The sequence below is a fragment of the Leeia speluncae genome, assembly GCF_020564625.1.
Taxonomy (GTDB): domain Bacteria; phylum Pseudomonadota; class Gammaproteobacteria; order Burkholderiales; family Leeiaceae; genus Leeia; species Leeia speluncae.
Map to the genome: position 1 here is coordinate 338,857 of NZ_JAJBZT010000003.1, position 24,570 is coordinate 363,426.

The 24,570-nt window shown below is 45.8% G+C and carries 19 protein-coding genes, 1 tRNA gene and 1 pseudogene; 9 read left to right on the plus strand and 12 right to left on the minus strand.

Annotated elements, in window-relative coordinates; genetic code table 11:
- Window positions 1-29: 29 nt before the first annotated feature.
- The 6 genes from LIN78_RS07520 to LIN78_RS07545 all read right to left on the minus strand — a co-directional run bounded on the left by LIN78_RS07520 (window position 30) and on the right by LIN78_RS07545 (window position 7,679).
- The gene (locus tag LIN78_RS07520) at window positions 30-1,223 is read right to left on the minus strand and encodes a 5-(carboxyamino)imidazole ribonucleotide synthase (RefSeq protein ID WP_227180114.1); all 1,194 of its coding nucleotides are present in this window, start codon (window positions 1,221-1,223) and stop codon (window positions 30-32) included.
- Window positions 1,224-1,259: 36 nt separating this feature from the next.
- The gene (purE, locus tag LIN78_RS07525) at window positions 1,260-1,760 is read right to left on the minus strand and encodes a 5-(carboxyamino)imidazole ribonucleotide mutase (protein ID WP_227180249.1); all 501 of its coding nucleotides are present in this window, start codon (window positions 1,758-1,760) and stop codon (window positions 1,260-1,262) included.
- Between the two features lie 167 nt (window positions 1,761-1,927).
- Complete coding sequence (locus LIN78_RS07530) at window positions 1,928-2,920, minus strand: HD domain-containing phosphohydrolase (protein ID WP_227180116.1); 993 nt, start codon at window positions 2,918-2,920, stop codon at window positions 1,928-1,930.
- A 2-nt stretch (window positions 2,921-2,922) separates the two neighbouring features.
- A complete protein-coding gene (locus tag LIN78_RS07535) occupies window positions 2,923-6,717 on the minus strand; it encodes a response regulator (RefSeq protein ID WP_227180119.1) in 3,795 nt (1,264 codons plus the stop codon).
- A gap of 382 nt (window positions 6,718-7,099) precedes the next feature.
- A complete protein-coding gene (locus tag LIN78_RS07540) occupies window positions 7,100-7,441 on the minus strand; it encodes a transposase (RefSeq protein ID WP_227180120.1) in 342 nt (113 codons plus the stop codon).
- 161 nt (window positions 7,442-7,602) lie between these two features.
- Window positions 7,603-7,679: transfer RNA gene (locus LIN78_RS07545), tRNA-Arg, on the minus strand.
- Between the two features lie 157 nt (window positions 7,680-7,836).
- On the opposite strand from LIN78_RS07545, the gene LIN78_RS07550 reads away from it, so the two are divergent.
- Window positions 7,837-8,358 (plus strand): c-type cytochrome, encoded by a 522-nt coding sequence (locus LIN78_RS07550; protein ID WP_227180122.1) that lies wholly within the window; start codon window positions 7,837-7,839, stop codon window positions 8,356-8,358.
- A gap of 330 nt (window positions 8,359-8,688) precedes the next feature.
- On the opposite strand, the pseudogene LIN78_RS07555 reads toward LIN78_RS07550, so the two are convergent.
- Window positions 8,689-10,458: pseudogene (locus LIN78_RS07555) on the minus strand (UvrD-helicase domain-containing protein); the annotation flags it as partial.
- 117 nt (window positions 10,459-10,575) lie between these two features.
- Here LIN78_RS07555 and LIN78_RS07560 point away from each other — a divergent pair.
- Entirely contained in the window at window positions 10,576-13,995 is a 3,420-nt protein-coding gene (locus LIN78_RS07560) for a bifunctional diguanylate cyclase/phosphodiesterase (RefSeq protein ID WP_227180126.1), read from the plus strand.
- Window positions 13,996-14,001: 6 nt separating this feature from the next.
- The gene (locus LIN78_RS07565) at window positions 14,002-14,835 is read left to right on the plus strand and encodes a symmetrical bis(5'-nucleosyl)-tetraphosphatase (RefSeq protein ID WP_227180128.1); all 834 of its coding nucleotides are present in this window, start codon (window positions 14,002-14,004) and stop codon (window positions 14,833-14,835) included.
- A 5-nt stretch (window positions 14,836-14,840) separates the two neighbouring features.
- On the opposite strand, the gene LIN78_RS07570 is transcribed toward LIN78_RS07565, so the two are convergent.
- Together LIN78_RS07570 and LIN78_RS07575 are read right to left on the minus strand one after the other, a co-directional pair.
- Window positions 14,841-15,644: a lysophospholipid acyltransferase family protein gene (locus LIN78_RS07570; protein WP_227180130.1), complete on the minus strand. Its 804-nt coding sequence runs from the start codon at window positions 15,642-15,644 to the stop codon at window positions 14,841-14,843.
- A 102-nt stretch (window positions 15,645-15,746) separates the two neighbouring features.
- Complete coding sequence (locus tag LIN78_RS07575; protein WP_227180132.1) at window positions 15,747-16,526, minus strand: GNAT family N-acetyltransferase; 780 nt, start codon at window positions 16,524-16,526, stop codon at window positions 15,747-15,749.
- Window positions 16,527-16,712: 186 nt separating this feature from the next.
- Between LIN78_RS07575 and LIN78_RS07580 the strand changes: the two genes are divergently transcribed.
- Window positions 16,713-17,483 (plus strand): flagellar brake protein, encoded by a 771-nt coding sequence (locus LIN78_RS07580; protein ID WP_227180134.1) that lies wholly within the window; start codon window positions 16,713-16,715, stop codon window positions 17,481-17,483.
- Window positions 17,484-17,655: 172 nt separating this feature from the next.
- Here the strand turns inward: LIN78_RS07580 and lnt are convergent, their stop codons facing one another.
- Both lnt and LIN78_RS07590 read right to left on the minus strand, forming a co-directional pair.
- Window positions 17,656-19,170, minus strand: coding sequence for an apolipoprotein N-acyltransferase (gene lnt / locus LIN78_RS07585; RefSeq protein WP_227180136.1), 1,515 nt, complete (start codon window positions 19,168-19,170; stop codon window positions 17,656-17,658).
- Window positions 19,167-20,033: a CorC family transporter gene (locus tag LIN78_RS07590; protein ID WP_227180138.1), complete on the minus strand. Its 867-nt coding sequence runs from the start codon at window positions 20,031-20,033 to the stop codon at window positions 19,167-19,169. Before LIN78_RS07590 ends, lnt begins: the two co-directional genes overlap by 4 nt.
- A gap of 247 nt (window positions 20,034-20,280) precedes the next feature.
- On the opposite strand from LIN78_RS07590, the gene LIN78_RS07595 reads away from it, so the two are divergent.
- The 3 genes from LIN78_RS07595 (at window position 20,281) to LIN78_RS07605 (ending at window position 22,026) form a co-directional block, all read left to right on the plus strand.
- The gene (locus LIN78_RS07595) at window positions 20,281-20,934 is read left to right on the plus strand and encodes a protein-L-isoaspartate O-methyltransferase family protein (RefSeq protein ID WP_227180140.1); all 654 of its coding nucleotides are present in this window, start codon (window positions 20,281-20,283) and stop codon (window positions 20,932-20,934) included.
- A gap of 114 nt (window positions 20,935-21,048) precedes the next feature.
- Window positions 21,049-21,363 carry a rhodanese-like domain-containing protein gene (locus tag LIN78_RS07600; RefSeq protein WP_227180142.1) on the plus strand — a complete coding sequence of 105 codons (315 nt, stop codon included), beginning with the start codon at window positions 21,049-21,051 and terminating at the stop codon, window positions 21,361-21,363.
- 3 nt (window positions 21,364-21,366) lie between these two features.
- The gene (locus LIN78_RS07605; protein ID WP_227180145.1) at window positions 21,367-22,026 is read left to right on the plus strand and encodes an HD domain-containing protein; all 660 of its coding nucleotides are present in this window, start codon (window positions 21,367-21,369) and stop codon (window positions 22,024-22,026) included.
- Here the strand turns inward: LIN78_RS07605 and pdxR are convergent.
- Window positions 22,002-23,498 (minus strand): MocR-like pyridoxine biosynthesis transcription factor PdxR, encoded by a 1,497-nt coding sequence (pdxR, locus tag LIN78_RS07610; protein ID WP_227180146.1) that lies wholly within the window; start codon window positions 23,496-23,498, stop codon window positions 22,002-22,004. The two genes, LIN78_RS07605 and pdxR, sit on opposite strands and share 25 nt — an antisense overlap.
- Before the next feature lie 106 nt (window positions 23,499-23,604).
- Between pdxR and LIN78_RS07615 the strand changes: the two genes are divergently transcribed.
- On the plus strand, window positions 23,605-23,940 hold the full coding sequence (locus LIN78_RS07615) for an antibiotic biosynthesis monooxygenase family protein (RefSeq protein WP_227180148.1): 336 nt from the start codon (window positions 23,605-23,607) through the stop codon (window positions 23,938-23,940).
- Between the two features lie 25 nt (window positions 23,941-23,965).
- Window positions 23,966-24,421 (plus strand): GNAT family N-acetyltransferase, encoded by a 456-nt coding sequence (locus LIN78_RS07620; protein WP_227180150.1) that lies wholly within the window; start codon window positions 23,966-23,968, stop codon window positions 24,419-24,421.
- The last annotated feature ends 149 nt before the right edge of the window (window positions 24,422-24,570 follow it).

The window sequence follows — 24,570 nt, forward strand, 5'->3', positions numbered from 1 at the left end:
CGTATCTATTTCAAAATCAAAACAAAGGATTACGCAAGCGGTCTTGGGCGCCCAGCAGCAGTCAGCAACTCATCACGCAAGGCCGCTACTTTTGCCGCTACGTCGTTCGCATTGCTACCTAATAGATTGTAATGTCCCATTTTTCTGGCAACACGGGCTTCTTTTTTCCCGTACAAATGCAAGAAACCACTTGGCTCAGACATCATGCTAGACCAATCAGGCTCTTTGCAATCGGCAGTACCTGCACCGGGCCATACATCACCCAACAAGTTCACCATCGCAACCGGTTTTAGCAGCGTTGCATCACCTGGCGGCAACCCACACATGGCACGTACTTGCTGCTGGAATTGGCTAACGGTAGTTGCATCTAATGTGTAGTGACCCGAGTTATGCGGTCTTGGCGCCATCTCGTTAACAACCAAGCTATCATCGGCCAGCACAAAAAACTCTATCGCCAGCACGCCAACATAGCCAAGAGACGATGCTACTGTTTTGGCTGCCGCCGCCGCAGAGGTTTTCACCGCATCAGTCACGTTAGCGGGCACAATGGATACATCCAGAATGCCTTCAAAATGATGGTTCTCTGAAACTGGGAATACTGCACAATCACCAGAAACTGAACGCGTTACAATTGCCGACACCTCTGTTTTTAGCGGCATCATTTTTTCAAGGACACAGGCGGTCTCTTTGAGTTGCTGCCACGCAGTGAGCAACTCTTCTTTTGTTTTAACTCTTACCTGCCCTTTACCGTCGTACCCCATGCGGGCGGTTTTCAGAATACCAGGCAAGTAGAGGGAGAGATCTACCTCTAAGTCCGAGGCTTTTTCAATTGCCAAAAATGGCGCAGTAGGCAAACCGGCATCACGGAAAAAGGTTTTCTCACGAATACGGTCTTGAGCGATTTCCACGCACTCTCCGCGAGGAGAAACAAAAGTGGATTGCGCTAACCACTTCATTGAATTGGCATTCACATTTTCAAATTCGGTGGTGATCGCTGCGCAATTGGCAGCCATTTTTTCTAGTGCGGCTTGATCATCAAACGCAGCACATAGGTGCTCATCAGCAAATCTTGCAGCAGGTGCGTTTGGATCTGGGTCTAACACGGTCACTTGGTAACCCATGGTTTTGGCCGCAACGGTAAACATGCAGCCCAACTGGCCACCACCTAAGATGCCAAGCATCGCTGGCGGAAGAATAGGAGTATTAGGAGTACGATCAGACATCATTAACCCAGATCAACATCAATCACAATTTGTCGGTTATACAGCAGGCAATTCCATTGCAAGCACGGTTTCTTCTTGTTGCTTACGGAATGCGGCCAATTTTTCAGCTAGCTCAGGATCGTTATTGGCCAGCATGGCAACGGCGTATAGACCAGCGTTTGCTGCACCCGCTTCACCAATAGCAAAGGTTGCAACTGGAATGCCTTTTGGCATTTGCACAATCGATAGCAGCGAGTCTTCACCACGCAAGTATTTAGACGGAACAGGCACACCTAAAATTGGCACAATGGTTTTAGACGCCAACATACCAGGCAAATGCGCAGCACCACCGGCCCCAGCGATAATCGCTTTTAGGCCACGTGCTTGTGCAGTCGATGCATATTCAAACAATAAATCTGGAGTGCGATGCGCAGAAACTACACGCGCCTCATACGGAATACCAAAGGCTTTAAGTTGTTGAACGGCGTTTTGCATGACGTCCCAATCACTGGAACTACCCATCACGACGCCAACTAAAGGAGCAGTAGAAGCGGTCATTTTTTGTTGGGCCAAAAAGGCCTACCCGTTTAAAAACGAGATTGTACAGAAAATGAGCACGATTTGGTAATTTTGTGAAAGCAAGATACACAAAGGATTGCAGAAATCTTTACCATTTCTTTCTTCCACAATAACACCTACCAATCAGCAAGTGCTGCCGCACTAAGCTAAACAGCGCCCTCCTTGGCATCCCAAGTTCGCTTTATTTCAATCATTTGCGGAAGAATATCCATGAAGATACTCACCAACTGAGGATCAAAGTGAGTACCCGAAGCCTCTTTGATATGCCTGATAACATCCTCAATCCCCCATGGTTCTTTATAGGGGCGCTTGATCGTTAATGCATCAAAAACATCTGCCAGAGCCACAATTCTGGCGGATTCAGGAATCGACTCCCCACTGACGCCATTAGGATACCCACTACCATCCCATTGTTCATGATGGTAATAAGCAAGCTCTGCCGCCAAGACAAATAGTGGCGCATTACTCTTTCTCAATATTTCGTAGCCAATCGTCGTATGGGTTTTCATTACCTCCCATTCTGCCGCATCTAGCTTACCTGGCTTACGTAAAATACTTTCCGGGATGCCGATTTTGCCCATATCATGCATTGGAGCTGCCAATTCCAGCAGCGTGCAACTATCGTCGTCCCATCCTGCCGCTTGCGCAATTTTTTTTGCATAAGCCGCCATCCGCCAGATATGTAGGCCGGTATCTGTATCATTAAAATGCCCAGCTTCCCCCAGCATACTAATGGCATCACGATAGCTTTGCTCTAACGCCGACGCCCGGACTAAATTTAATTGGTTTTGCACTCTGGCACGAACAACAGAAGGATGGATTGGTTTGGTGATGTAATCCACCGAACCGACCGCAAAGCCGTAGGTTTCATCAAAGGTATCAGACAGGCTAGTAACAAAAATTACAGGGATATTTTCCGTCAACGGATTGGCTTTAAGCGAAAGACAAACTTCATATCCGTTAAGCTGCGGCATCTGAATATCTAATAAAATCAGGCTCGGCCGATGCTTTTCTACGGCAGATAACGCATCCACTCCATTTGTTGCAAATACCAGCCGATAAATACCAGAAAGCGCCTCTCGCAAGGCATCTAAATTAATTGGCTCATCATCGACGATTAGAATTGGACCAACTTGCATCCTTAATCCTCCACGTTGATATTGAATTGATTGGCAATAGAAAGAACAACTTGCTCTGCTTCTCTAAAATTATATTGGCTAACCGCCTGCTGCAAAGGCTGCAGCGTCTCCGATGACAATAAGGGATCTAGTTGTTTAATTAGCGGATCAACAATATCGGGGCTATCTTCATTAAGTAGCTTCCATATATTGCAAATTAACTTTTTCAGCAGTACTTCATCCACTACCTTCGGCGCTGAATGTGTCTGCGCAAACTCTTCCGGTATAAGCAGCTGAATTTCTCGCAGGGTGGCATAAAAACACTCATAAAAAGGAGTTAACGCATCCAAAGCCTCTTCATCTTGATGAATTTTTTGCTCTGCCGTCCATGCGGCAGAAGACAAGGCTTTTAGTCCCAAGCTAGCAGCAGCCCCTCTTAAATTGTGTAGCAACCTTCTTTTTTCTGCTGGAGATGCTGGTGCCAATGCAGACTCATAATCACTAAATCGCTTAAAAAACTTATCGAGGAATAACAGATATTTCTCTTTACTCTTCCAATAGACAATGCCCCAGGCGGTGCTAACCAGAGACTCACCAGTTTGCTCGACAGAAGATAACTCGTGTTGATTAGCAGTTGCCGGCTTATCTAGACCTCCCGTTTCCGGCACGCATCCTAACCATTGCGCCAATCGCATTTTTAATTCATCTGGTTCAACTGGCTTGACCAAAAAGTCGTTCATTCCGGCATCAAAACAACGTTGCTTATCTTCTTTAAACGCATTCGCCGTCATCGCCAAGATAGGAATTTTTCTACCTTTTGGTAGCTGTCGAATTCGACGAGTCGCCTCCAAGCCATCCATGATAGGCATCTGAACATCCATCAGAATCAACTCATACTCACTCTCGGCAAATTTACGCAAAGCGGCTTCGCCATCACTAGCCACATCGACCTGCAACTCAAATGAAGAAAGCCATTCGGCAGCAACCTCTTGGTTGATTTCATTATCTTCAACCAAAAGAACTTTCGCCCCTTTTTTCATCACCAACTCAAGCTCATTTGCTCGCTCAGGCAACGATAGTGGCGCCTCTCCCACGGGTAAGCGCACAGTAAAAGCAAACACACTGCCTCGATCAGGGCTACTCGAAAAAGAAATATCACCCCCCATTCGGCTAACCAATTGACGAGAGATGGCCAAGCCAAGACCTGTACCGCCGTATTTTCGCGCGATACTAGAATCCGCCTGTTCGAATGGTTTAAATAATAGATGCTGTTTACCATCACTAATTCCAACCCCTGTATCCCGTACCTCAAACGCAAGGTTGGCAACTCCCTGAGCAACCCCCTTCAAACTAGCATTCAGCGCCACGTGCCCTACAGTGGTAAACTTAACGGAATTCCCAATAAGATTAATCAACACCTGCCTTAATCTAAGTTGATCTCCAACCACCAATAAATCCGTCAGCGCAGGATCAGTAACGACATTAAAATCAAGCCCCTTCGCGGCCGCTTGCTCCGCAAAAATGCTGTACACATTATCGATAATAATCGGCACTTGAAATGGCGACTGCTCTAATACGATTTGATTAGCCTCAATTTTAGAAAGGTCTAAGATGTCGTTAATAATCTCCAGCAAATGCTTACCCGAAGAAATTAATTTATTTAATTTTGCTAAGTGAGCGTCTTCAGTCAGTTGCAAAGTTAACAACTGCGCAAATCCAATAATGGCGTTAAGTGGTGTACGAATTTCATGAGACATATTGGCCAAAAACACGCTTTTCGCCTCATTTGCTGAATCGGCCTCTGCTTTCGCGACCACCAATTCAGCTGTACGCACCTTCACCAAATCTTCCAAATGTTCACGATATTCGTTTAGCGCCATTTCATTTCGACGATGCTCAATAGCGATCGCCGCCAATGTTGCCGCTTGCTTAATCATTTGAAGATCATATTGATCAGGCTCGCCAACCTCTCTTCTATAAATAGCAAAGGTGCCAATCACTTTATGCCCAGAATCTGTAATGGGCTCTGACCAACAAGACTTTAACCCTGCGCGACTAGCAACCTCGGCAAAATCAACCCAACATGGATCATCCTGGATGCTCGGAGTTATCGTTCTAACCCCACTATGGGCACAACTACCGCAACTACCTTGATGTTCGCCAATAGAGATGCCATCGATCGCCTCATTATAAAAATCAGGCAGGCTAGGTGCGGCAGCCTGTTTTAACGTGGCATTCGAATCATCAACCAACAACACACTGCATAAAGACTTAGGCGAAAGTGACTCAATCCCAATGACAATTTGAGTGAGAATGTCGGATAAAGGTAACCCATCCACCAACACTTCAAGAATTTCCGTTCTAAACTGCTCGAGCCGCTCTGCTCGCTTACGCTCTGTATAGTCAATCACATTGGCCAAGGCAAAATGCTGGCCATTTGTTTCAAAATGACTTAACCCAACCTCAATTTGAATCAGTGATTGATTTTTATGAAGGCCGGTTAATGTGCCTCCTGCCGTTACCTGTCGTGTTAATGGCTGATCAAAATAATGCGCGAGATGATTGGCATGTACTTGCCGTGAACTTTCAGGTAACAGTGTTTTCAAGGGCAGCCCGATCAACTCATCTGGGGCATATCCAAACATAGTTTCTAGCGCCTGATTCACCTGAACAATCAGACCATTTCTATCGACAATCAGCAGTCCGTTTGAGTTTGCTTCAAATACGATCTTAAAATTTTGATTGGCTTGCTCGATCTGTCGGGCACTTTTCGTTTCTTCTTCCGCATGAATGGCAGCCTCTTTCATTTGACGCTCACGTTCAAGACGAAGGACAAACATATACGTCCCAAATCCTAGACAGATCAGCATAAAAAAGACGGCAACACCCACAGGCCATAATGCGGAAAGTTGTGCGTTTAAAATAATTTCTTCAGGCAATTCACTAACCACACGCCATGTCACATGAGATTTCACCACGCCCACATAGTCATCCAGCGGTTTAACCGTTTTCCATGTCCACACTGCTTTCAAATGTAGTTGCCCTGAATGCTGCGTACTGATATTGCGCCAAACGTCTGGCTGCCGAACACCGAAAGTCTTATTTGAAACACCCAAAAAATCCCATTCATCTTTAGGATTTGGACTAAGTAGCCAGTAACCTTCATTATTCAACAACATTAATCGTTGCTTGATTGGCGCGGCGCTGTTCACGAAGGCTGAAAGCGTAGCCTTTGCATCATTATTGATCACAATAAATCCACGCAACCGCCCTCGATCATCAAATACTTTTTGCGCAACCCGTATGACAGCCTGATGAGTATTTTGGCGCTTTTCTTGTTGATAATCTAAGTCAACAGGCGAGACGTAAACCAAGTGAGGTGGCGTCTGAAGAATGTCTAAAAAATAGTAGCGCTGATGAACATCTTGCAATTGAGAAGTAGGCGCTGCCGCGACCGCTGTGCCGACTCTCTCCACCTTTACTTGCTCCATCCCCTTTTCATCCACCCAACGAACAGAGGCATAAGACGGGTTGCGCATTAACAAGCTAATGAAAGCCCTTTGCATGGAAAGTAAATTTTCTGAGTCGGATTTAATAAACCCAAGGCGTACAGGCTCTTCGCGTGTCAGACTATGAATATGATCTATTGGACGGGCTAACTCGCTCTTTAGCCGATTTGCAGCTAAAGATACATAGGCCGACTCTTGGGAAAAAATCGGGTTGAGCACATTTTGTCTAGGGGATACGCCTATCAGCCATCCACTAAGCAAAATAAGTAACGCGCAAGGAATAAAAATGACGAAGAACTGCCGACGCATTTAAGCACTCACTTTTGCTACTAATGATCAAAGTCATCCACATAAAAAAACATCAAATGGCCACGTAAACTCAATAGATAACGAGCATATACGATTAACTTTAGTACATCCCAGTGATTACCGCTATGTCATTTTGCCATGCAACAATTCGTAACAGCCCAACGAATTTATGATGAAAAAACAAATACTTGAACACCGAGCCAAAGCAGTGGCCAATAGTGCATTACTTTTATGCGGTAACAATGACGAGGAAAATAAAGCGAGGAAAAATATGCAACGGTAGAACGCCAGTTGAAACATTGATGGATGGGAAACGGATTTGGGCAGAAAAGAATCTGACTCGAATCTAATCTGACAGACACCAGCCCAAAACTGGTAACGGTCAGATCAAGTCTGAGCTAGTACAGATTATTGATAAGGTGTTGCGTTGACAGATTGAATCTACAGTCGCTTTTTTTAATATTTCCTTTTCCATTTTGGCTTCAGCTAACTCCCTGCGTAGCCGTCGAACTTCGGCGATTAGTGATTCAACACTTTGTTTCCGATTGCTCTCAGTACTCGACCGCTGTAGCTTACGTGCTTTCGTCGCCCAATCGGCGAGCGTGCCTTGGTTCACACCAAGTCTTGAGGCCACTTCTGCAACAGACATGCCTTGCTCTATAACTAGTTTGATTGCTTCTGTCCGAAATTCTGGTGTATAGCTTTGTGTAACTCTCTTACTCACGTCATCCTCCTGTTAGTTCCATTTTAACAAACAGGTGTGTCTGTTTTTTCAGGCCACCTCAGTGGCACAGCGCGCCTGAAAAGCAAACGATAACCCAGCACCAGCAAACAGGGGCTTTAAGTTAAGTAATTGATAATGAAAGGGCGAACGAAGGAAGGTAGTGGCGCACCCGACAGGAATCGAACCTGTGACCTTCAGCTTCGGAAACTGACACTCTATCCAACTGAGCTACGGGTGCCAAATGGCGACAACGGTTGTTGCGACACCGACATTAGGACGCAAAGGATAGCTATTTTCTGATCAAACGTCCATGAATTTCTATCGCAGCATGTTATTTTGACGTTATAATTCGCAGGATTTTAATTTTTTCGCCCTCTAGACAAGGTAGGAGAAGCATGAGCACAGGAAAAAGCAACCCACTAGGGTTGGTCGTTGCAGGGATTGTTGTAGCGGTAGCCGCTGTATTTCTACTAGCTAAACTAGTGATCTCTTACAACGCAGGTCAGGCAAACCCTGATGATATGACTGCAGAAGCGATTAACGCGCGCGTAAAACAAGTTGGTGAACTAGATGCTGGCGAAGTAGTTGCTGCTGGTGCTATGACCGGCAAAATGGTTTATGAGCAAGTATGCTTCTCCTGTCACAAAGATGGCTTGATTGGCGCACCTAAATTAGGTGATGCTGCAGCATGGGGCCCACGTATTGCACAAGGTTTCGACACATTGGTTAAGCATGCAGTTGAAGGCTTTAATGGCAAGATGCCAGCTAAAGGTGGTAACGCTAACCTGACAGACCAAGAAGTTGCACGTGCGGTTGCTTACATGGCTAACAGCGGCGGCGCTAAATTTACTGAACCAAAAGTAGAAGGCGTTGCTTCTGGCGAGTCTAAAGCAAGCGAAGGCGCTGCAAGCAAATAATCATTTGCAGCTGCCCAATAAAAAAGGTGCTACGGCACCTTTTTTATTGGCTATAGTTACAGGGGAAAAAGGTTAGCTACTGCCTTCCCCTTCTACGTCTGGCTTTTTCAGCATGGCCTTTAAGCCGGCAAGGCGTTCCGATCCGCGCACTTTAGCGGCGGCCTTATCGGCAACAGGTCGTCCACTAAACCAAAGATCATCCACCCCCATTTCATTAATAAAGCGAGAAGGCTCCACTACCTGCCATTCTCCTGCACGTTTACGCTTTAAAGCATGGGTTAGTGTCAAGGTTCTTTGCGCACGGGTAATGCCAACATACATTAAGCGGCGCTCCTCTTCTAGCTTGCCCGTATCCACACTTTCTCTGTGTGGCAAAATATCTTCCTCGACCCCGATCAAGAACACATGAGGATACTCTAGCCCTTTACTCGCATGCAGCGTAGACAGTTTGACAGCGTCAATCTCTTCTTCACTTCGTCCTTCTAGCATAGTGATTAAGGCTATCTTCTGGGCGAGTTCGATTAAGGTTGGCGCGGGACCATCATCTTGACCTTCACTTCGACGGTTAATCCAAGTGGCAAAATCGAGCACGTTTTTCCATTTGGCTTCAGCTGGTTTGACATCTTCGCTATCAAAAAGCCATGTTTCGTAATCAATCGCCGTTAGAATATCTTGCAATACCACATTGGCTGGCTCGCGCTCTGCCCTTGCTTGCATTCGGTTTATAAACTGGCAGAACATCGTCAGCAATTCATATTGTTTGGCGGGCATTTGGTGCTCTAATCCACTTTCAAATACCGCATCAAACAAGCTAATGTGTCTATCCGCCGCATAGGCACCTAACCGCTCTAAGGTTTGGTTGCCGATTCCACGCTTCGGGGTGGTGACGGCTCGAATAAAAGCAGGGTCGTCATTCGGGTTCGCTAATAAACGAAGATAAGACAAGATATCTTTAATTTCTGCTTTATCAAAAAAACTTTGCCCACCACTCATCGCATAAGGAATGCGATGGTTTCTAAAAACCTGTTCGATCACCCGTGCCTGATGGTTGCCACGGTATAGCACCGCGTAATCAGAAAACTTGGTTCGATGTTCGAACTTATGCGCCAACAATCGCTGTGCGACGGTTTCTGCTTCGCTTTCTTCGTCTCGCGTAGCCACAATTTGAATTTGCTCACCCAAACCGTGTTCACTCCAAAGCGTTTTTTCAAACAGCTTTGGATTATTCGCAATTAAGGTGTTGGCAGCTTTTAGCACCCGTGATGTTGAACGGTAGTTTTGCTCGAGCTTAATCACTTTTAGTTTTGGGTAGTCTCGTTGCAGATTCTTCAAGTTTTCGATATCTGCGCCGCGCCAAGCATAAATCGCCTGATCGTCATCCCCCACGGCAGTAAATTGCGAACGACTACCGGCAATATATTTAAGCAGGGTGTACTGACAAGCGTTGGTATCCTGATACTCATCCACTAATAAGTAGCGGAGTTTGTCTTGCCACTTATTTAATACGTCATCATGAGACTCAAAAAGACGGACGGGCAGTCGGATCAAATCATCAAAATCGACAGCTTGATAGGCGAACAAGGTATCTTGGTAAACGCGGTAAATTTTGGCAGAGACCATTTCCGCCTCATCACCCGCCTCTTTGATTGCCTCATCGGGACTCAGCAGCGCATTTTTCCACATGGAAATTTGGCTCTGCACATTTCGAATCAGTTGTTTGTCTGTGGTTGCTAAGTTATCGGAGATAATCTTTGCTGCGTCTGCCGAATCTAAAATAGAGAAGTTGGTTTTATAACCAAGCAACTTGCACTCTTGCCTAAGCATGATTAGCCCAAGCGAGTGAAAGGTAGAAATGGTGAGTCCTCTGGCCTCTTTCCCTTTAATCAATCCACCGACACGCTCTTGCATTTCTCGTGCAGCTTTGTTGGTAAAGGTAATCGCAGCAATATTTTTAGCGGCAATACCACACTCTTGCACGAGGTACGCGATCTTTTGCGTAATCACACGGGTTTTACCACTGCCAGCACCAGCAAGCACTAGCAATGGGCCATCTAGATACTTAACAGCATCTCTTTGCGGGGCATTTAAGTGATCTAGCATGGGCAGAATTCATACACCTTAGGGAAGTTTTTATTGTAACACGTTGGTAACCTCTTCCGGTTCTAGCACAAGAGGTCTATAGTCTCGCCTTTAACGCCGTACACCTGTTTTTATTAGATGAATCCAGTTAAGCAAACTCGCCAAACCACCGTCTTCGCTATCGTTGCTGGTTTTGCTTTGGGATTCCTAAATGTCCTAATCAGCCTGCATACCGCAACCGAAATTGGCAACCATGCTGAATTCGTCTTACTGTCAGGTATTGCCTTTGCTCTACTTTGCCGTGCGGGAACGCTTCCGATGCTTGCCACGTTAGCGGGCAGCTGGTTCGCCGCTAGTGACAAAGACGTTATCGACGGGCTACATTTAGCAGCAATAGCAGGCACCTCTTGGCTATCTTACCTCGTATTATCCAAGAAAGACTTTGATCCTTTATTACGAAGAGGAAAAGACTTTGCATTAGTACTACTCATCCCCGTACTTTCTTGCATCCCCATCACCCTATTTTTCTTACTGATGACAACTGGCATTCTGCCGCCAGATCAAGATTGGGTACCGCTCCCACTCCTAGAAGTAGTATTTGGGCAACTATTAGGCAGCCTACTCGTTTCCATTCCCATTTTGATGGTGAGTTACAAACGACTAAAACGTGCATTTACCAATGTGGAGTTTTGGCTTTTATCATTAGTGACGCTCTCGGTCTTTTGCTTACCGATTACCTTTGGCGCCAATAATGATGAACATCCCATTATGTACATTTTTGCGCCGTTGATCATTTGGTCTTCTATTCGATTAAAGCGGTTTGCGCACTCGATTATCTTAATTGAATTATCCACTGGTATTTTAGTCATGCCAGCGCGCTTTCTCTCTTCTCCTTTAGTCATCAACAACTTTGAAGTGCCGATGGCAATCGTTATGTTTGTTGGTATCGCAACCAGCCTTTTCATGTCGACTAGACAAGGTGAACGCCGTTATCAGCAAAACCTGCTGCAGCAGCGAAATGAAATTTACCGGTGGCTTGCAGGAATGCGGCAGCAATTTGGCGCGTCCGGCACCGGTGCTGATGTGCTGTACCAACTCTGCAAAAGCGCAAAAAGCATTTCGGCAGCTATTCACGCTGGCATTGCCAAAGAAACCAATCATGGCTACGAATGGCTATATGACTTCATGTTGACGCAACACGATAAGACGCCAATGTCTTTGCGTGAAGATCAGTACATTGATCGCAGAAACTGCAGTAGCTACCCGATTCCAGCAACAAACTACACCGTGATTTGTATCCCGCTAAAAGAAAAACACGATGGGGACTTATTGCTATTAATTACATTGCACAACCCGCTATTGATTAATGGTGAGTTGCTGTCTTTCTTTAATGATCAACGCCAGTTGCTCCAAAGTGAATTAGAGAAACGGCTGATTGATGCAGAGCGTCAACGTTTAGGCATGGCATTAAGAGATGCGGAAGCCATGTGGCAATACGCACTGGAAAGTAGTGGCGAAGGCATTTGGGATTGGCATATTCAAGCAAATGTCGAGTATTACTCTAACCGCTGCCAATTACTGATGGGCTTTGCAGAAGCGGTGACTCACGATGCGCACTACCTATGGCGCAACCGCATTCACCCAGATGATGTTGAAAAATGGGAAACCGCTTTACAGCAGTATTTGAATGGTGAAACGGATCACTACCAAAGCGAATTTCGCATTTTGCAGCAAAATGGCAAATCCAAATGGGTATTTTCACGCGGGAAAGTGATTTCTTGGGATGAAAATGCCAAGCCAGTGCGCATGATTGGTAGCGTATTAGATGTTTCTGAACTTCGCCAAGCAGATGAAGAGCGCCTACTTGCGGCACAAGTATTTGAAGCGAGTCATGAAGGTATTTTGATTATTGATGAAGATAAGCGCATCTTGTCTGCCAACTCTGCGTTCTTGCAGATGATTGGCTATCGTGCAGATCAAGTCATCCATAAACCGGCATTATTTTTTAGCGCGATTACCATTACCAACGAGCAAGATCTCTTCTGGGATCAGCTAGCGTCTCAGCAGTTTTGGCAAGGCGAATGGATTGCACAAAAAGAAAATGGCAGCCATCTCCCGCTCTGGTTGTCGGTCTCTTGTGTCATGGCACAAGAAAACACGCATGCTAGCCGCTACATCCTATTGGCAAGCGACATGACACAACGGAAAGCCGATAGTGATCGCATCCAGTATTTAGCCCATCATGATTTGTTAACCGGCCTTCCAAACCGGGCACTCATGATGGATAGGCTAGAGCAATTATTATTAAATTGCGAACGACAAAAAACTAACTTCGCATGTTTATTCATTGATTTAGACCATTTCAAGCATATCAATGATTCACTTGGCCACCCAGTCGGCGATTTGCTATTGCAAGATGTCGCCCAACGGTTAACCAGCCATGTACGCAAGGGAGATACCATTTCCAGACTAGGTGGAGATGAGTTTGTGTTATTGCTGCCAAATGTCAGCTCAAAAGACATTGATCGCGTTTGTGAACACCTCAGAAAAACCCTCTCTGATCCATTTACAATTAATCACCATGTACTACACATTACGCCAAGTATTGGGATTAGTGTCTATCCTGACGATGGAAAGACTGCAGAGTCATTGATTAAGCACGCCGATGTGGCGATGTACCATGCGAAACAACAAGGTCGAAATAATATTCAGCAGTTTAGAGAAAACTTGCTAGATGCTTCACGCGAACGGCTCGTTATTGAATCCGGGCTGCGTGCGGCACTGAATCACGACCGTCTAAGCCTTCGCTACCAGCCACAATTTAATACCGCTTCTGGCGAGTTAGAAGGCATGGAAGCGCTGCTACGCTGGAAAGATCCAGAACTTGGCCAAGTATCGCCAGGCCAGTTCATTCCAATTGCAGAAGAAAGTCACTTGATTCTGGATTTAGGTAATTTTGTCCTCAATGAAAGTTGCCGACAATTAGCAGAATGGATTGCTGCTGGTCATACACCACCAACGCTAGCCATTAATGTGTCGCTACGCCAACTCATGCAAGATGGTTTTGCAGAGCAGGTTCTCGACACCCTTGCCTACTATCACTTACCGCCCAAGTTGTTGGAAATTGAGTTGACCGAGACTATGCTGATGCATGACCCTCAACATGCACAGCATGTGCTGGAGGTATTAACCAGTGCAGGCGTTGGCGTTGCGATTGATGACTTTGGCACGGGGTATTCTTCACTTAGCTATCTCAAACGCCTCAGCGTAACTCGCATTAAAATTGATCAGTCCTTTGTGAAGGACCTTGAGCATGGCGGCGGCGATGAAGCAATTGTTCGCGCCATTCTTGGCCTAGCCCAAAACCTAAAAATGGCCGTCACTGCAGAAGGTGTAGAAACGGAAGCACAACTGTCATTCTTAAAATCAGCAGGATGCGACAGTTGCCAAGGCTATTACTATGCGCCACCATTAGTGCCAGATGGATTTGAGGCCCTGTTGCAAGGCAATCATCCGACACAAACGTCTTATTTTTCTGCACCAGAAACCATTCAATAAGAAATTATGGCCACCTACGTCATTGGCGACCTTCAAGGTTGCTTTAGTGCATTGCAATTATTACTGTCAGAACTCAATTGGCAACCAGAAACAGACCGCTTAGTGTTTGTTGGTGACTTGGTCAATCGTGGTCAAGGCTCGTTGGAAACGTTACGATTTATCCGCCAACTAGGTGACAAAGCTGGGGTTGTTCTGGGTAATCATGATCTCTTCTTATTAGCCGCATCAGAAGGCCATGCAAAAATTCGTGATGACGACACCATCACCCCAATTTTAGAAGCGTCTGATAGAGAAGAGTTACTGGCATGGTTGCGTGAACAACCTTTAGCACGCATGGAAAGCGGCCATCTGATTGTGCACGCAGGGCTTCTTCCTACGTGGTCAGCCAAACAAGCCCTCTCTCTCGCCAAAGAGGTTTCCAAAGCCCTACGCGGTAAGAAATGGCAAAAATTTTTAGCCAAACTGTGGGGAAACAAGCCTGGGCACTGGGATGATGCATTAGAAGGCGATGATCGTCTGCGCGTCATTGTAAATGCGATGACGAGACTACGTTTTGTGGATGAGGACGGCGATATCGACTTCAAATACAAAGGGGAAATTGAAGGCGCACCATCCAACCTCACCCCATGGTTTGATGCCCCCAATCGACAATCGGCAGATACGCCCATTATCTTCGGGCACTGGTCTGCACTCGGTTTAAAAATTGATCATCCGATTTATGCACTAGATACGGGCGCCATTTGGGGCGGCAAACTCACCGCGATGTGCTTGGAAGATAAACGCATTATTCAAGTAGATTGCAGCCAATTGCCCGATGCCATCCCTCTGATGACGGAGTAATCGAATTAATCCTGCATTGCTAAAGAAGGAGTCGGTGCAGAAGGAATAGAATGAATCACGGCCTCAATATGTTTGTGTGCCGTTGAGGCTAGTTCACGGCGGTTTAGATGAGCAGCATTCATTTGTGGCAGTAGCGTGATTTGGGCGGTAATTTCTTTTGCCCCTGCAATTTGCCAAATGGTATCCATAAGGGTAACTTCATCGATATACGCTGGCGCTAATTCACGACACCCATTCGGCTGAATATACTGAAGCGCAACCGGGTAAATGTCCCCTCTCGTCACCGAAGCGGAGTGAAACAATGATGCTGCAAACGGTTTAAGCTCAGATCCATCGGTAGTTGTCCCCTCAGGGAAAAATGCAACCGCACCACCTTGCTGCAAAGCACCTTCAACTAAAGCATTCACTCGCAGCAAGTCTTTTTTGCTATCTCGCTCGATAAACAATGTTCCGGTATGGCGACACATCCAACCAATGACAGGCCAATTGGCCACTTCTGATTTGGCAACAAACTGTAACGGCAGCATGGCATTCAAGACAAACACATCCAGCCAAGAAATATGATTCGCCACCCAAAGTGAATTTTTTGGCGGCGCTAACGGGGCATCCCCCACGACCTCTAACTTTACCCCGAGTACTTTCAGCATCTTGGTAGACCAGCGCTGAATACGCCACCGACGCTCCTCTTCTGACGCGCGACCAAAGAAAATCCGTACTTCTAACATGCCAGAAAGTAAGTGAATCCCCAAACGAGCAATTCGATAGCAACGGTGCCAAATAGGAAGAGTAGAAGAAGGAGTAGCAGTCATGCGCTGATTATATGAGTATCCACTCATTTGGTCATTAATACTAGAAAGCAGAAAGACACCCAATACCAGATCAGGTGTCTCTCATTGATACATTAACCGTGCTTACGCCACTTTTGCTTGCAAGAAATGCTTTGCGTAGCGCGGGCTTAAACGAGACATTGGCAATAGTAGTGGCAAGTCTGCAGTATTAAAATCAGGGTCCCATGCTGGCTCACCACAGATCATGGCACCTGCACGCATATAGCCTTTAATAAGCGGCGGCACTTCTGTCAGTACATGCTGGTTTAAGGCATATAAAGGTAGCGGGCAACGTGGCATCACACGCCATTCTGCCGGTGCCAAATGCTTTTCTTTCAGCTGGCGATAAATGGAAGCTGCTGCGTGGCCACCATCTGCCATGCTAATACTTGCGCAACCAATCAGATAATCATAACCATGACGGGCCATGTAATCTGCCAAACCAGCCCACAGCAAGGTAATCACACCACCGGAACGGTAATCACGGTGAACACAAGAACGACCAAGTTCGACCAATTGATTGCGTAAATGCTGTAAACGGGTTAAATCAAATTCAGTTTCAGAATAGTATCCACCAATCCGCTTTGCAGATTCTGGACGTAGAATTCGGTAAGTACCAACGACGCGACCAATGCGTTCGTCTCGTACCAGTAGGTGATCACAATAAGGATCAAAAATATCTTGGTCTAGGCCACTTGCCGCATTTGGCAACGTTGCGCCCATTTCTTCTGCAAACACTTTAAAACGTAGACGTTGAGCATCTTCGATGTCTGCTTGGCTAGACGCCAATGATAATGTTAATTGTGGTTTTTGTACTTCACGAGCCAATTGCTCATGGATCAATGTATCTTCAGTTAAGAACATTTTTTTCTCCTTTTCTTTTTGCTTGAAAAGAAGATTAATCTTTGATCATGACAGATACGTGACCAATACTTTACGACTTGATGAAACCTGTAAAACTAATACAAAGCAGCGACAAATTGACTCCCCCGCATCACAACTAATATGACATAATCGCCACACTGTAGTTAATAAGATGTTGAAGCCGTAATGAGCGACACAGAAAACCAAGCGACAGAAAATCACACCCCCGTTGCCCCAACAGACGATTTGGCGCGTTTCACGTTAATGACGCCAATCGAGATCGTCTATGCGCTGCGTAATCTGATCCGCAGCAAGCAAACCCTCGCCATTTATTTTCGGCAGGGAAAAGAATCCATGTTAACCACCTTGCTGGATGTTAATTCAGAAAAGGGAGAGTTAATATTTGACTGGGGCGGAAGTGAAACGGTTAACCAACATCTGCTCGATAGTGATCGTAATGTGTTTGTCTGTGCTCCAGAAGGTGTAAAGATTCAATTTGTTACAGGCAAAATCAATCAGATTCAATTAGATGGTAAACCGGCCTTCTCCACAAGACTGCCAGATACGCTAATTAAGATTCAGCGTAGAGAGTTCTACCGCCTACAAATGCCAATTGCGAATCCTTTCTGGGTAACCATTCATGGCACACCCAAAGGTTCGCAACGCTTTACGATGTTTGATTTAAGCCTTGGTGGTGTGTGCTTAAATGTATCGGAACCCGAATTATTCCACCTGATGGAAAATTTTGGAGATTGTCAGTTAGATCTCAAAGAAGCCGGCTTATTTGATGTCGCACTTCAAGTACGTAATCTCTCTAGCGTGCCGCAACGCAATGGCACCGTTCAGCATCGTATGGGCTGCCAATTTGTTGGGAAATTTGCCCACATCCAAAATAAGCTGCAGCGGTTTCTGGCGCAATTAGAAAGAGAAAGAAACGCACTACTTAAGCGTGACTGAGCAAACTACGTGTTAGAACTCGCCTTACTACTCGTTCCGATTGCCATTTTTGGGCTAACCAAGTTGCCCATCAGTGAAAAGCAAATGCAAGTCGGAATAATCGTACTTTGTATTTGTGCCGGGCTTGGGTTGATATTGGCTTACCGCTTTTTACCCCATCCCGGAAGCGCAACTAAGCACGACGCAACCACCAGTAGCGACCAATCAGCACTAAGATAAGCAAATAAATCCAACGATCCCCACCCAGACGCTGATATGGGGTTTCCCCTTCCATACCCTGTATTTGCCCCTCTAGAATGCTCGATTCAAAGTAAGGAAGCGCAGAGAGTAATTTCCCATTGGCATCAATAATCGCCGTCGCTCCCGTGTTAGTCGCGCGAATCATTGGCCGACCATTTTCGATGGCTCTCACTCGGGCAATTTGCAAGTGCTGATCTAAAGCAATCGTCTTTCCAAACCAAGCAAGATTACTCATATTAATCATGACATTAGCTTGCTTCGCACTTTGAATCAGTTCTGTGCCAAATACATCTTCATAGCAAATATTCACTGCCAACCGGTACGAGCCAAATTGTATTGGCGATTGATATGCGCTTCCTGAGGACATATCCCCCAATGGAATATTCAATACTTTGAGTAACCAAGACGTAAGCGGTTTTAGTGGCAAGTATTCGCCCAATGGGACAAGATGCGCTTTGCGATACCATTGATCTACGTCCTTACCCTGAATAAGAACGGCACTATTGTAATACTCATCCCAAGTGCGCCCCATTTCAGGCGTCCCCATTAACACCCCCTGACGAGGGACAGAGGCAATGGCTTTAACTTGCGCTAGGAAATCAGGAATATCGGTTTTGGCACGTTGGTAAAATAGTGGCAGCGCGGTTTCTGGCAATACTTTTAGTTGCCCCTTAGATGCTTGCAACTGCAACAAATACGTATCTAACGATTGCCGTGCAAATTCAGGGTTCCACTTTAAATCTTGCGGAATATTTCCCTGCAGCAAAGAGACGGTTAGTGGCGGCGCTTTCATTGGAGACGTCCACTGAATAATAGACAACCCAGCACCAGCCACATAAATCAGCGCAATATAAACAACAGGTTTTAGCGATTTTTTAAGCCATGCCAACGCAAACAATCCCGCCACCAACGCAACAGCAAATGAAGCAAGAAGAACACCACCCACAGGAATAAAACCGACCAAGACGGTATCTGTCTGACTAAAACCAACCGCTAACCAAGGAAATCCGGTAAATAACCAACCGCGCAAGCACTCGCTTAATACCCAAATCATGGCAAACACAACCACGTCTAGCCATCGCTGCTTTGAGCGCAAGCAACTGGCGGCAAAACCGGCCAACATAGGGAATAAGGCGAGGTACATGGCAAATAGCACTGTCCCCGTATCCGCCATCCAAGCGGGCATGCCACCAAAAACAGAAAGACTGACAGAGATCCAGTGCACGCCGGCAACAAATGCGCCCACACCATACCACCAACTAACGGTTGTTAGTTGCCATCTTGTTACAGGTTGCGTCACTAAACCACGCGCAAACAACCACGCCAGTGGCAATGGCGCTAGCCAGCCAAGCGACACACCGCCAATTTGAAACGGGGCATAGGTAAATACGGAAAGGGCACCAATGAGCGCAGCTAAGCCGCGCTCACGCCATCGGGATAAACTCATTCGCGCTCATCTGCAGGAGTAGGCTCATCTGCAGGAGAAATTAACAAGGTATGAACTTGGCGGCTATCGGCTCTGACTACTTCAAATTGCCAGCCATATTTAGAGACAGACTCACCACGTTTAGGTACATAGCCAAATATATCAACGACTAATTCACCAATGGTTTCAAACTGTTCATTCGGAAGTTGTGCGTGCATTACTTCATTCGCGTCACTAATTTCAGTAACCGCCTTTACCCGCCAACTACCATCACGTTCTTCAACCAAATTGTCTTCAGTTTCATCAAAGTCGTATTCGTCTTCGATATCGCCAACAATTTGCTCGATCACATCTTCAATGGTCACCAAACCGGACACACCACCATATTCATCCACCACAATGGCCATGTGGTTACGATTACTACGAAACTCTTTTAAGAGCACATTCAGGCGTTTGGATTCAGGGATAAATACAACAGGGCGCAGCATATCTCGGAGATCAAACTTTTCAGGATCTGCAAAATATCGGAGTAAATCTTTAGCCAATAAGATGCCCTGAATGCGATCCTTTTCGCCATCGAAAACAGGGAAACGAGAGTGGGCAGTTTCCAGCACCATGGGCAAAAAGGTTTCGATAGAGTCATTTAGATCCACCGCATCAATTTGCGCACGAGGCACCATAATATCGACTACGCGCATGTCAGACACCTGTAACACACCCTCTATCATGGAAAGGGCATCGGCATCCATTAAGTTGCGCTCAAAAGCAGAATGTAAGAGATCAACCAATTGCTCTCTATCTTCTGGCTCTCGCATTAATAAGGCAGAAATTCTTTCTAGCCAACTGACTTTTACAGTCGATTTACTACTGGGGGAACCTTCCATCATCTTCTTAATTGAATAAACATGCTGGGGATTATAGCCATGAATTTGTACAAATGGACACGATTCCCATGTAAAAAAAAGGGTTAATTTTTTTGTTGTGTCTGTGTTTGCTCAACTTTTACCGTCAAACGTGTCAGAAACGCACAAATATGGGATAATGTTAAATGATCATCTGATCAGACTTTTTTCATATCAATACCAGTAAATGACAATACAGGGTGATACGCCCTAGACACGGAGTATGGCAATGGATTTGGCACAAGCCCGTTTCAACATGGTTGAGCAACAGATTCGCCCAGCCGAGGTTCTTGATGAAAAAGTGCTTGACCTACTGTTAGTGGTAAAGCGCGAAGACTTCATCCCTGAAGCATGGCGCAATTTGGCATTTGTTGACATGGAAACGCCAATCAAGGCAGATGTTCGTACCTTGCCTCCACGTATCGAAGCACGTCTAGTACAAGAAGTTGCGGTAAAGCCAACCGACAAAATTCTAGAAGTGGGCACAGGCTGTGGTTATACCACTGCATTGCTAGCGAAGCTTGGTCGTCACGTTTATAGCGTGGACATTGACCCAGAGCTAACTGAAATGGCGCGAGCGAATCTAGATAAAGCCGGCATCCGTAACGTGACCTTAGAGACTGGCGATGCCGCTCAAGGTTGGGCGGCTAATGCGCCTTACGACATCATCGTTATTTCTGGTTCTGTCCCTGTACTACCAACGCAATTTGTAGACCAGCTAAACCGTGGTGGAAGAATTTTCGCGATTGTTGGTGACGCGCCAATTATGCGTGTAACCGTATTCACCAAAGAAGCCGATGGCAAGTTGAGTGAGCGTCAGTTTATGGAAACCGTAGTGACGCCATTAACCAATGCGGCTCAGCCAAAACGCTTTAGCTTCTAAGCCTTTAGGCGACTTACAAAAAACCAGCTTGCGATTAGCAGCTGGTTTTTTTTCATTCTCAAAAAATGATTAGCCGTTTATGCTATAGATGAACGACTAGTTAAGGATATACACATGCAAACAATCACCGCACCAGCGCTCTCTGAATGGGTAAAAAAAGAAAGCAAACCACAATTAATCGACGTGAGAGAACCATGGGAATTTGCACTTTGCGCTATTCCTGGCAGCATTAATATTCCCATGCAGACCATTCCTTCTCGCCTAAATGATATTGAGGAAGGCGATATTGTGACAATTTGCCATCATGGCATGCGTAGTTATCAGGTAGCACTGTATCTAGAAAATGCGGGGCTTGGTCCAGTTCATAATTTAACCGGTGGTGTGGAAGCGTGGGCTTCAGAAGTCGATCCAACCATGGCACATTATTAATTCATGACGGCCGTAAAAACATCCCTTTTTGATAGATGGCAGCAAGACTGGCTATCGATTGGAGGCAATGCCGAGCATTGTCTCCCGTTTTGGGAAAGGCTAAGCACGGCCTACTCTACTTCCAACCGGCATTATCATACCTTACAGCATCTAGCAGAATGTTTTACCTGGCTAGATGCGATTTCCACAGCCTTAGCCCCCCCAGAAAAACAACTCCTCAGTTTTGCACTGTGGTTTCATGATATTGAATACGACAGTACCAGAGCCGACAATGAAGAAGTTAGCGCAGAAATGGCGACTGCTTGGCTTCAGCAAAGCCAGCTGGGGAGCATCAAGCTTTGCCAAGTGCATCAGATGATTTTGGCAACCAAGAAACACCGCAGCGATGATCCGCTAACACAGCGATTGCTAGAAATTGATTTAAGTATTCTGGGCGCAGACGATACTCGCTTTATGGAGTACGAACACCAAATACGCTTGGAGTACGCTCATATTCCGGACATTGATTTTGCGAAAGGCAGACTAGCAGTTTTACAGCAATTTGCTGATCGACCAACTATCTTTCATTTACCTGCCCTAGCACACCTAAACCACGTGGCCAAAAAGAATTTAGCCAATAGCATCACTTACTGGCAACATCAGCTACAGACTTTATCTAAGTAATTAGATAAATGTTTCGCCAATAGTTTGACCACTAACGGCATATCTTCTTGCGTCACCGCCGCATACCCAAGCATCAAGCCCTTTTGCCTCACCTCGCCGGTATAGTAAGTGGAAAGTGCTGGTGCAATAATATGGTCTCGCAATAAGTCTTGGCTTAAGGCCACATCGTCAACTGTGTTTGGCAAGGCAATCACTAAGTGCAAACCCGCACTGCCGCCCAACCAGCGTGCCTCTTGCTTCAACTCATTTGATAACGTCTCTTTTAATAAGCTTTGACGCTCTGCATAGATGCTTTTCATCCTGCGAATATGCGCGGCAAAAAGTCCTTGATCGATAAATTGTGCCAATGCCGCCTGAACCAAATATTGGCCTTCCCGATACAACCGTGACTGCACTTTCATCAATCCAGAAACCAATGACTTGGGAGCGACCAAGTAGCCCAATTGCAAGCCAGGGAACATCACCTTACTAAATGTCCCCATGTAGATGACTCGCCCCTGCTGATCAAGCCCTTGCAAAGCGGTGAGTGGCGGGCCTGCATATCTAAACTCGCTATCGTAATCGTCTTCTAATATCCAGCAATTGTTTTGATAGGCGTATTGCAGCAACGCTTGTCTGCGTGCCAGGCTCATCACACTACCAAGAGGATACTGATGCGAAGGGGTAATGTAGATTAGCTTTGGAACGGGCAATGCGGACTCTCCCTCCCAATATAACCCCTCCTCATCTACTGGTACCGGACAAGGAAATACGCCAGAGGCCCGCATAGCTGAGCGAGCGCCGTTATAACCAGGATCTTCAATCCAGGCCAAATCATCGTGATCCGTTAAGGATCGAATCAATAAATCTAAAGATTGCTGCGTACCTGCCGTCACAATAATTTGTTCTGGTTCGCAATTTAATGCGCGAGTCAGCCGCAAATGTTGGCATAACGCCATTTTTAATTCTGCAACGCCCCCCTCTCGAACATAGCCCATCCAATCTGGTTCATAACGCCGAACCACTTGATTCAGCGTTTTAATCCACTTATCCAAAGGAAAATCTTTGACGGAAGGAATGCCGGGGATAAATGCATGTGTTTGGGATTGGATTCTAGGCACTAATTGGGTATCCCCAATTATCTGCATGCCACGCTGGGAAAATTGAGGATGCCCTACTGCGGCTTGTTGGTTGGATAGTTGCTGCGTAAAAAAACTAACATCCGCGACATATGTCCCGTCCCCTGTTTGTCCATTTAAAAAGCCCTCGGCTTGCAGCAATTCAAATGCATAGATCACCGTATTCCTGGCAATTCCTAGCGCTTTCGCTAATTGCCTTGTGGCGGGGAGTTTGGCGCCAATTTTGATGTTGCCAATTAAGATAGACTGTCTCAGCAGGAGATATAAGCGTCGATTCATCGGCAAACTTGGTGCAACGGCCAAATCTAACAACCATGCATGCTGCAAGGTTTCTACAGAAATCGTACTTTCCATCACTTCCCCATCAAATTGGTTCTATTTTATTAGTACCAATTGGCACTTTTATGAAAGCCATTATGGCGTTATCTTTACCCAATGGAAAGCAAAAGGGAAACGCCAAATGATAGCCGCCACGTTTATCTTTAAGAAAAAACAGTTTGATGAAGAGTTTCACCGTTTGGATAATGAAATAGCGACATTTGCTAAATCGCTACCTGGCTATATTGGCGAAACCAGTTGGGAAAATACAGAAAAAGGGCAAACCCTGAGCACCTACTATTGGGCTGACGAGGCGGCTTTATCTGCATTGATGAACCATCCGGCACATCAATCGGCAAAATCTGCGCAATCCAAATGGCTAGATGGTTACCAAGTCATTATTCAGCAGGTGTTACACACCTATGGAGATAGTCAATTAGATCATCCGCTTGCGGGTGTCACGATTTCTCGCCCATAACGATTTAGTTTGATTGGAGCACAACATGACCATCCAGATTCGCCAAGCCAGTCTGTTAGACATCCCTAAAATTGCCCCTTTATTTGATGCTTATCGGCAATTTTATGAGCAAGCCCCCAATCTATCTAAGGCAGCTGAATTTTTGACCACACTACTTAGCCAGCAAGCAAGTATCGTATTGATTGCCGAATTAGAAGGTGGTGAGATTGTTGGCTTTTGCCAGCTTTACCATAGCTACTGCTCTGTCATCGCCGCGCCTATTTTTATTTTGTATGACTTATACGTCACACCAGCTCACCGCAGACTCTCTGCGGCAAGAGACCTAATGCAAGCCGCCGAGACCTTAGCAAAATCATTAGGCAAAGCCAGGCTCGATCTTTCTACGGCTAAAGATAATCTAAAGGCACAAGCACTGTATGCGTCTGAAGGCTATATTCGTGATGACGTTTTTTATGTTTATACAAAAACGGTTGATTCATAGGCCGTGAAGATGGCTAATGTTAACTATCGTCATCCTTGATAATCTGGCATAGAATAGAGATGCTTTGCACACTAAACGCATTGCATCATAATCAAAACAAAACCGTACTACCGGAGAAAACAAGCCAGCCAACCTTGGTAAAGACGCTA

Coding starts and splice junctions, on each gene's coding strand:
- LIN78_RS07620 (WP_227180150.1), top strand. CDS start 23,966: ATGACCATCCAGATTCGCCAAGCCAGTCTGTTAGACATCCCTAAAATT.
- LIN78_RS07605 (WP_227180145.1), top strand. CDS start 21,367: ATGACGGCCGTAAAAACATCCCTTTTTGATAGATGGCAGCAAGACTGG.
- LIN78_RS07560 (WP_227180126.1), top strand. CDS start 10,576: ATGAATCCAGTTAAGCAAACTCGCCAAACCACCGTCTTCGCTATCGTT.
- LIN78_RS07615 (WP_227180148.1), top strand. CDS start 23,605: ATGATAGCCGCCACGTTTATCTTTAAGAAAAAACAGTTTGATGAAGAG.
- LIN78_RS07535 (WP_227180119.1), bottom strand. CDS start 6,717: ATGCGTCGGCAGTTCTTCGTCATTTTTATTCCTTGCGCGTTACTTATT.
- LIN78_RS07595 (WP_227180140.1), top strand. CDS start 20,281: ATGGATTTGGCACAAGCCCGTTTCAACATGGTTGAGCAACAGATTCGC.
- LIN78_RS07570 (WP_227180130.1), bottom strand. CDS start 15,644: ATGACTGCTACTCCTTCTTCTACTCTTCCTATTTGGCACCGTTGCTAT.
- LIN78_RS07590 (WP_227180138.1), bottom strand. CDS start 20,033: ATGGAAGGTTCCCCCAGTAGTAAATCGACTGTAAAAGTCAGTTGGCTA.
- LIN78_RS07550 (WP_227180122.1), top strand. CDS start 7,837: ATGAGCACAGGAAAAAGCAACCCACTAGGGTTGGTCGTTGCAGGGATT.
- LIN78_RS07580 (WP_227180134.1), top strand. CDS start 16,713: ATGAGCGACACAGAAAACCAAGCGACAGAAAATCACACCCCCGTTGCC.
- pdxR (WP_227180146.1), bottom strand. CDS start 23,498: ATGGAAAGTACGATTTCTGTAGAAACCTTGCAGCATGCATGGTTGTTA.
- LIN78_RS07565 (WP_227180128.1), top strand. CDS start 14,002: ATGGCCACCTACGTCATTGGCGACCTTCAAGGTTGCTTTAGTGCATTG.
- lnt (WP_227180136.1), bottom strand. CDS start 19,170: ATGAGTTTATCCCGATGGCGTGAGCGCGGCTTAGCTGCGCTCATTGGT.
- LIN78_RS07575 (WP_227180132.1), bottom strand. CDS start 16,526: ATGTTCTTAACTGAAGATACATTGATCCATGAGCAATTGGCTCGTGAA.
- LIN78_RS07600 (WP_227180142.1), top strand. CDS start 21,049: ATGCAAACAATCACCGCACCAGCGCTCTCTGAATGGGTAAAAAAAGAA.
- LIN78_RS07530 (WP_227180116.1), bottom strand. CDS start 2,920: ATGCAAGTTGGTCCAATTCTAATCGTCGATGATGAGCCAATTAATTTA.
- purE (WP_227180249.1), bottom strand. CDS start 1,760: ATGACCGCTTCTACTGCTCCTTTAGTTGGCGTCGTGATGGGTAGTTCC.
- LIN78_RS07520 (WP_227180114.1), bottom strand. CDS start 1,223: ATGTCTGATCGTACTCCTAATACTCCTATTCTTCCGCCAGCGATGCTT.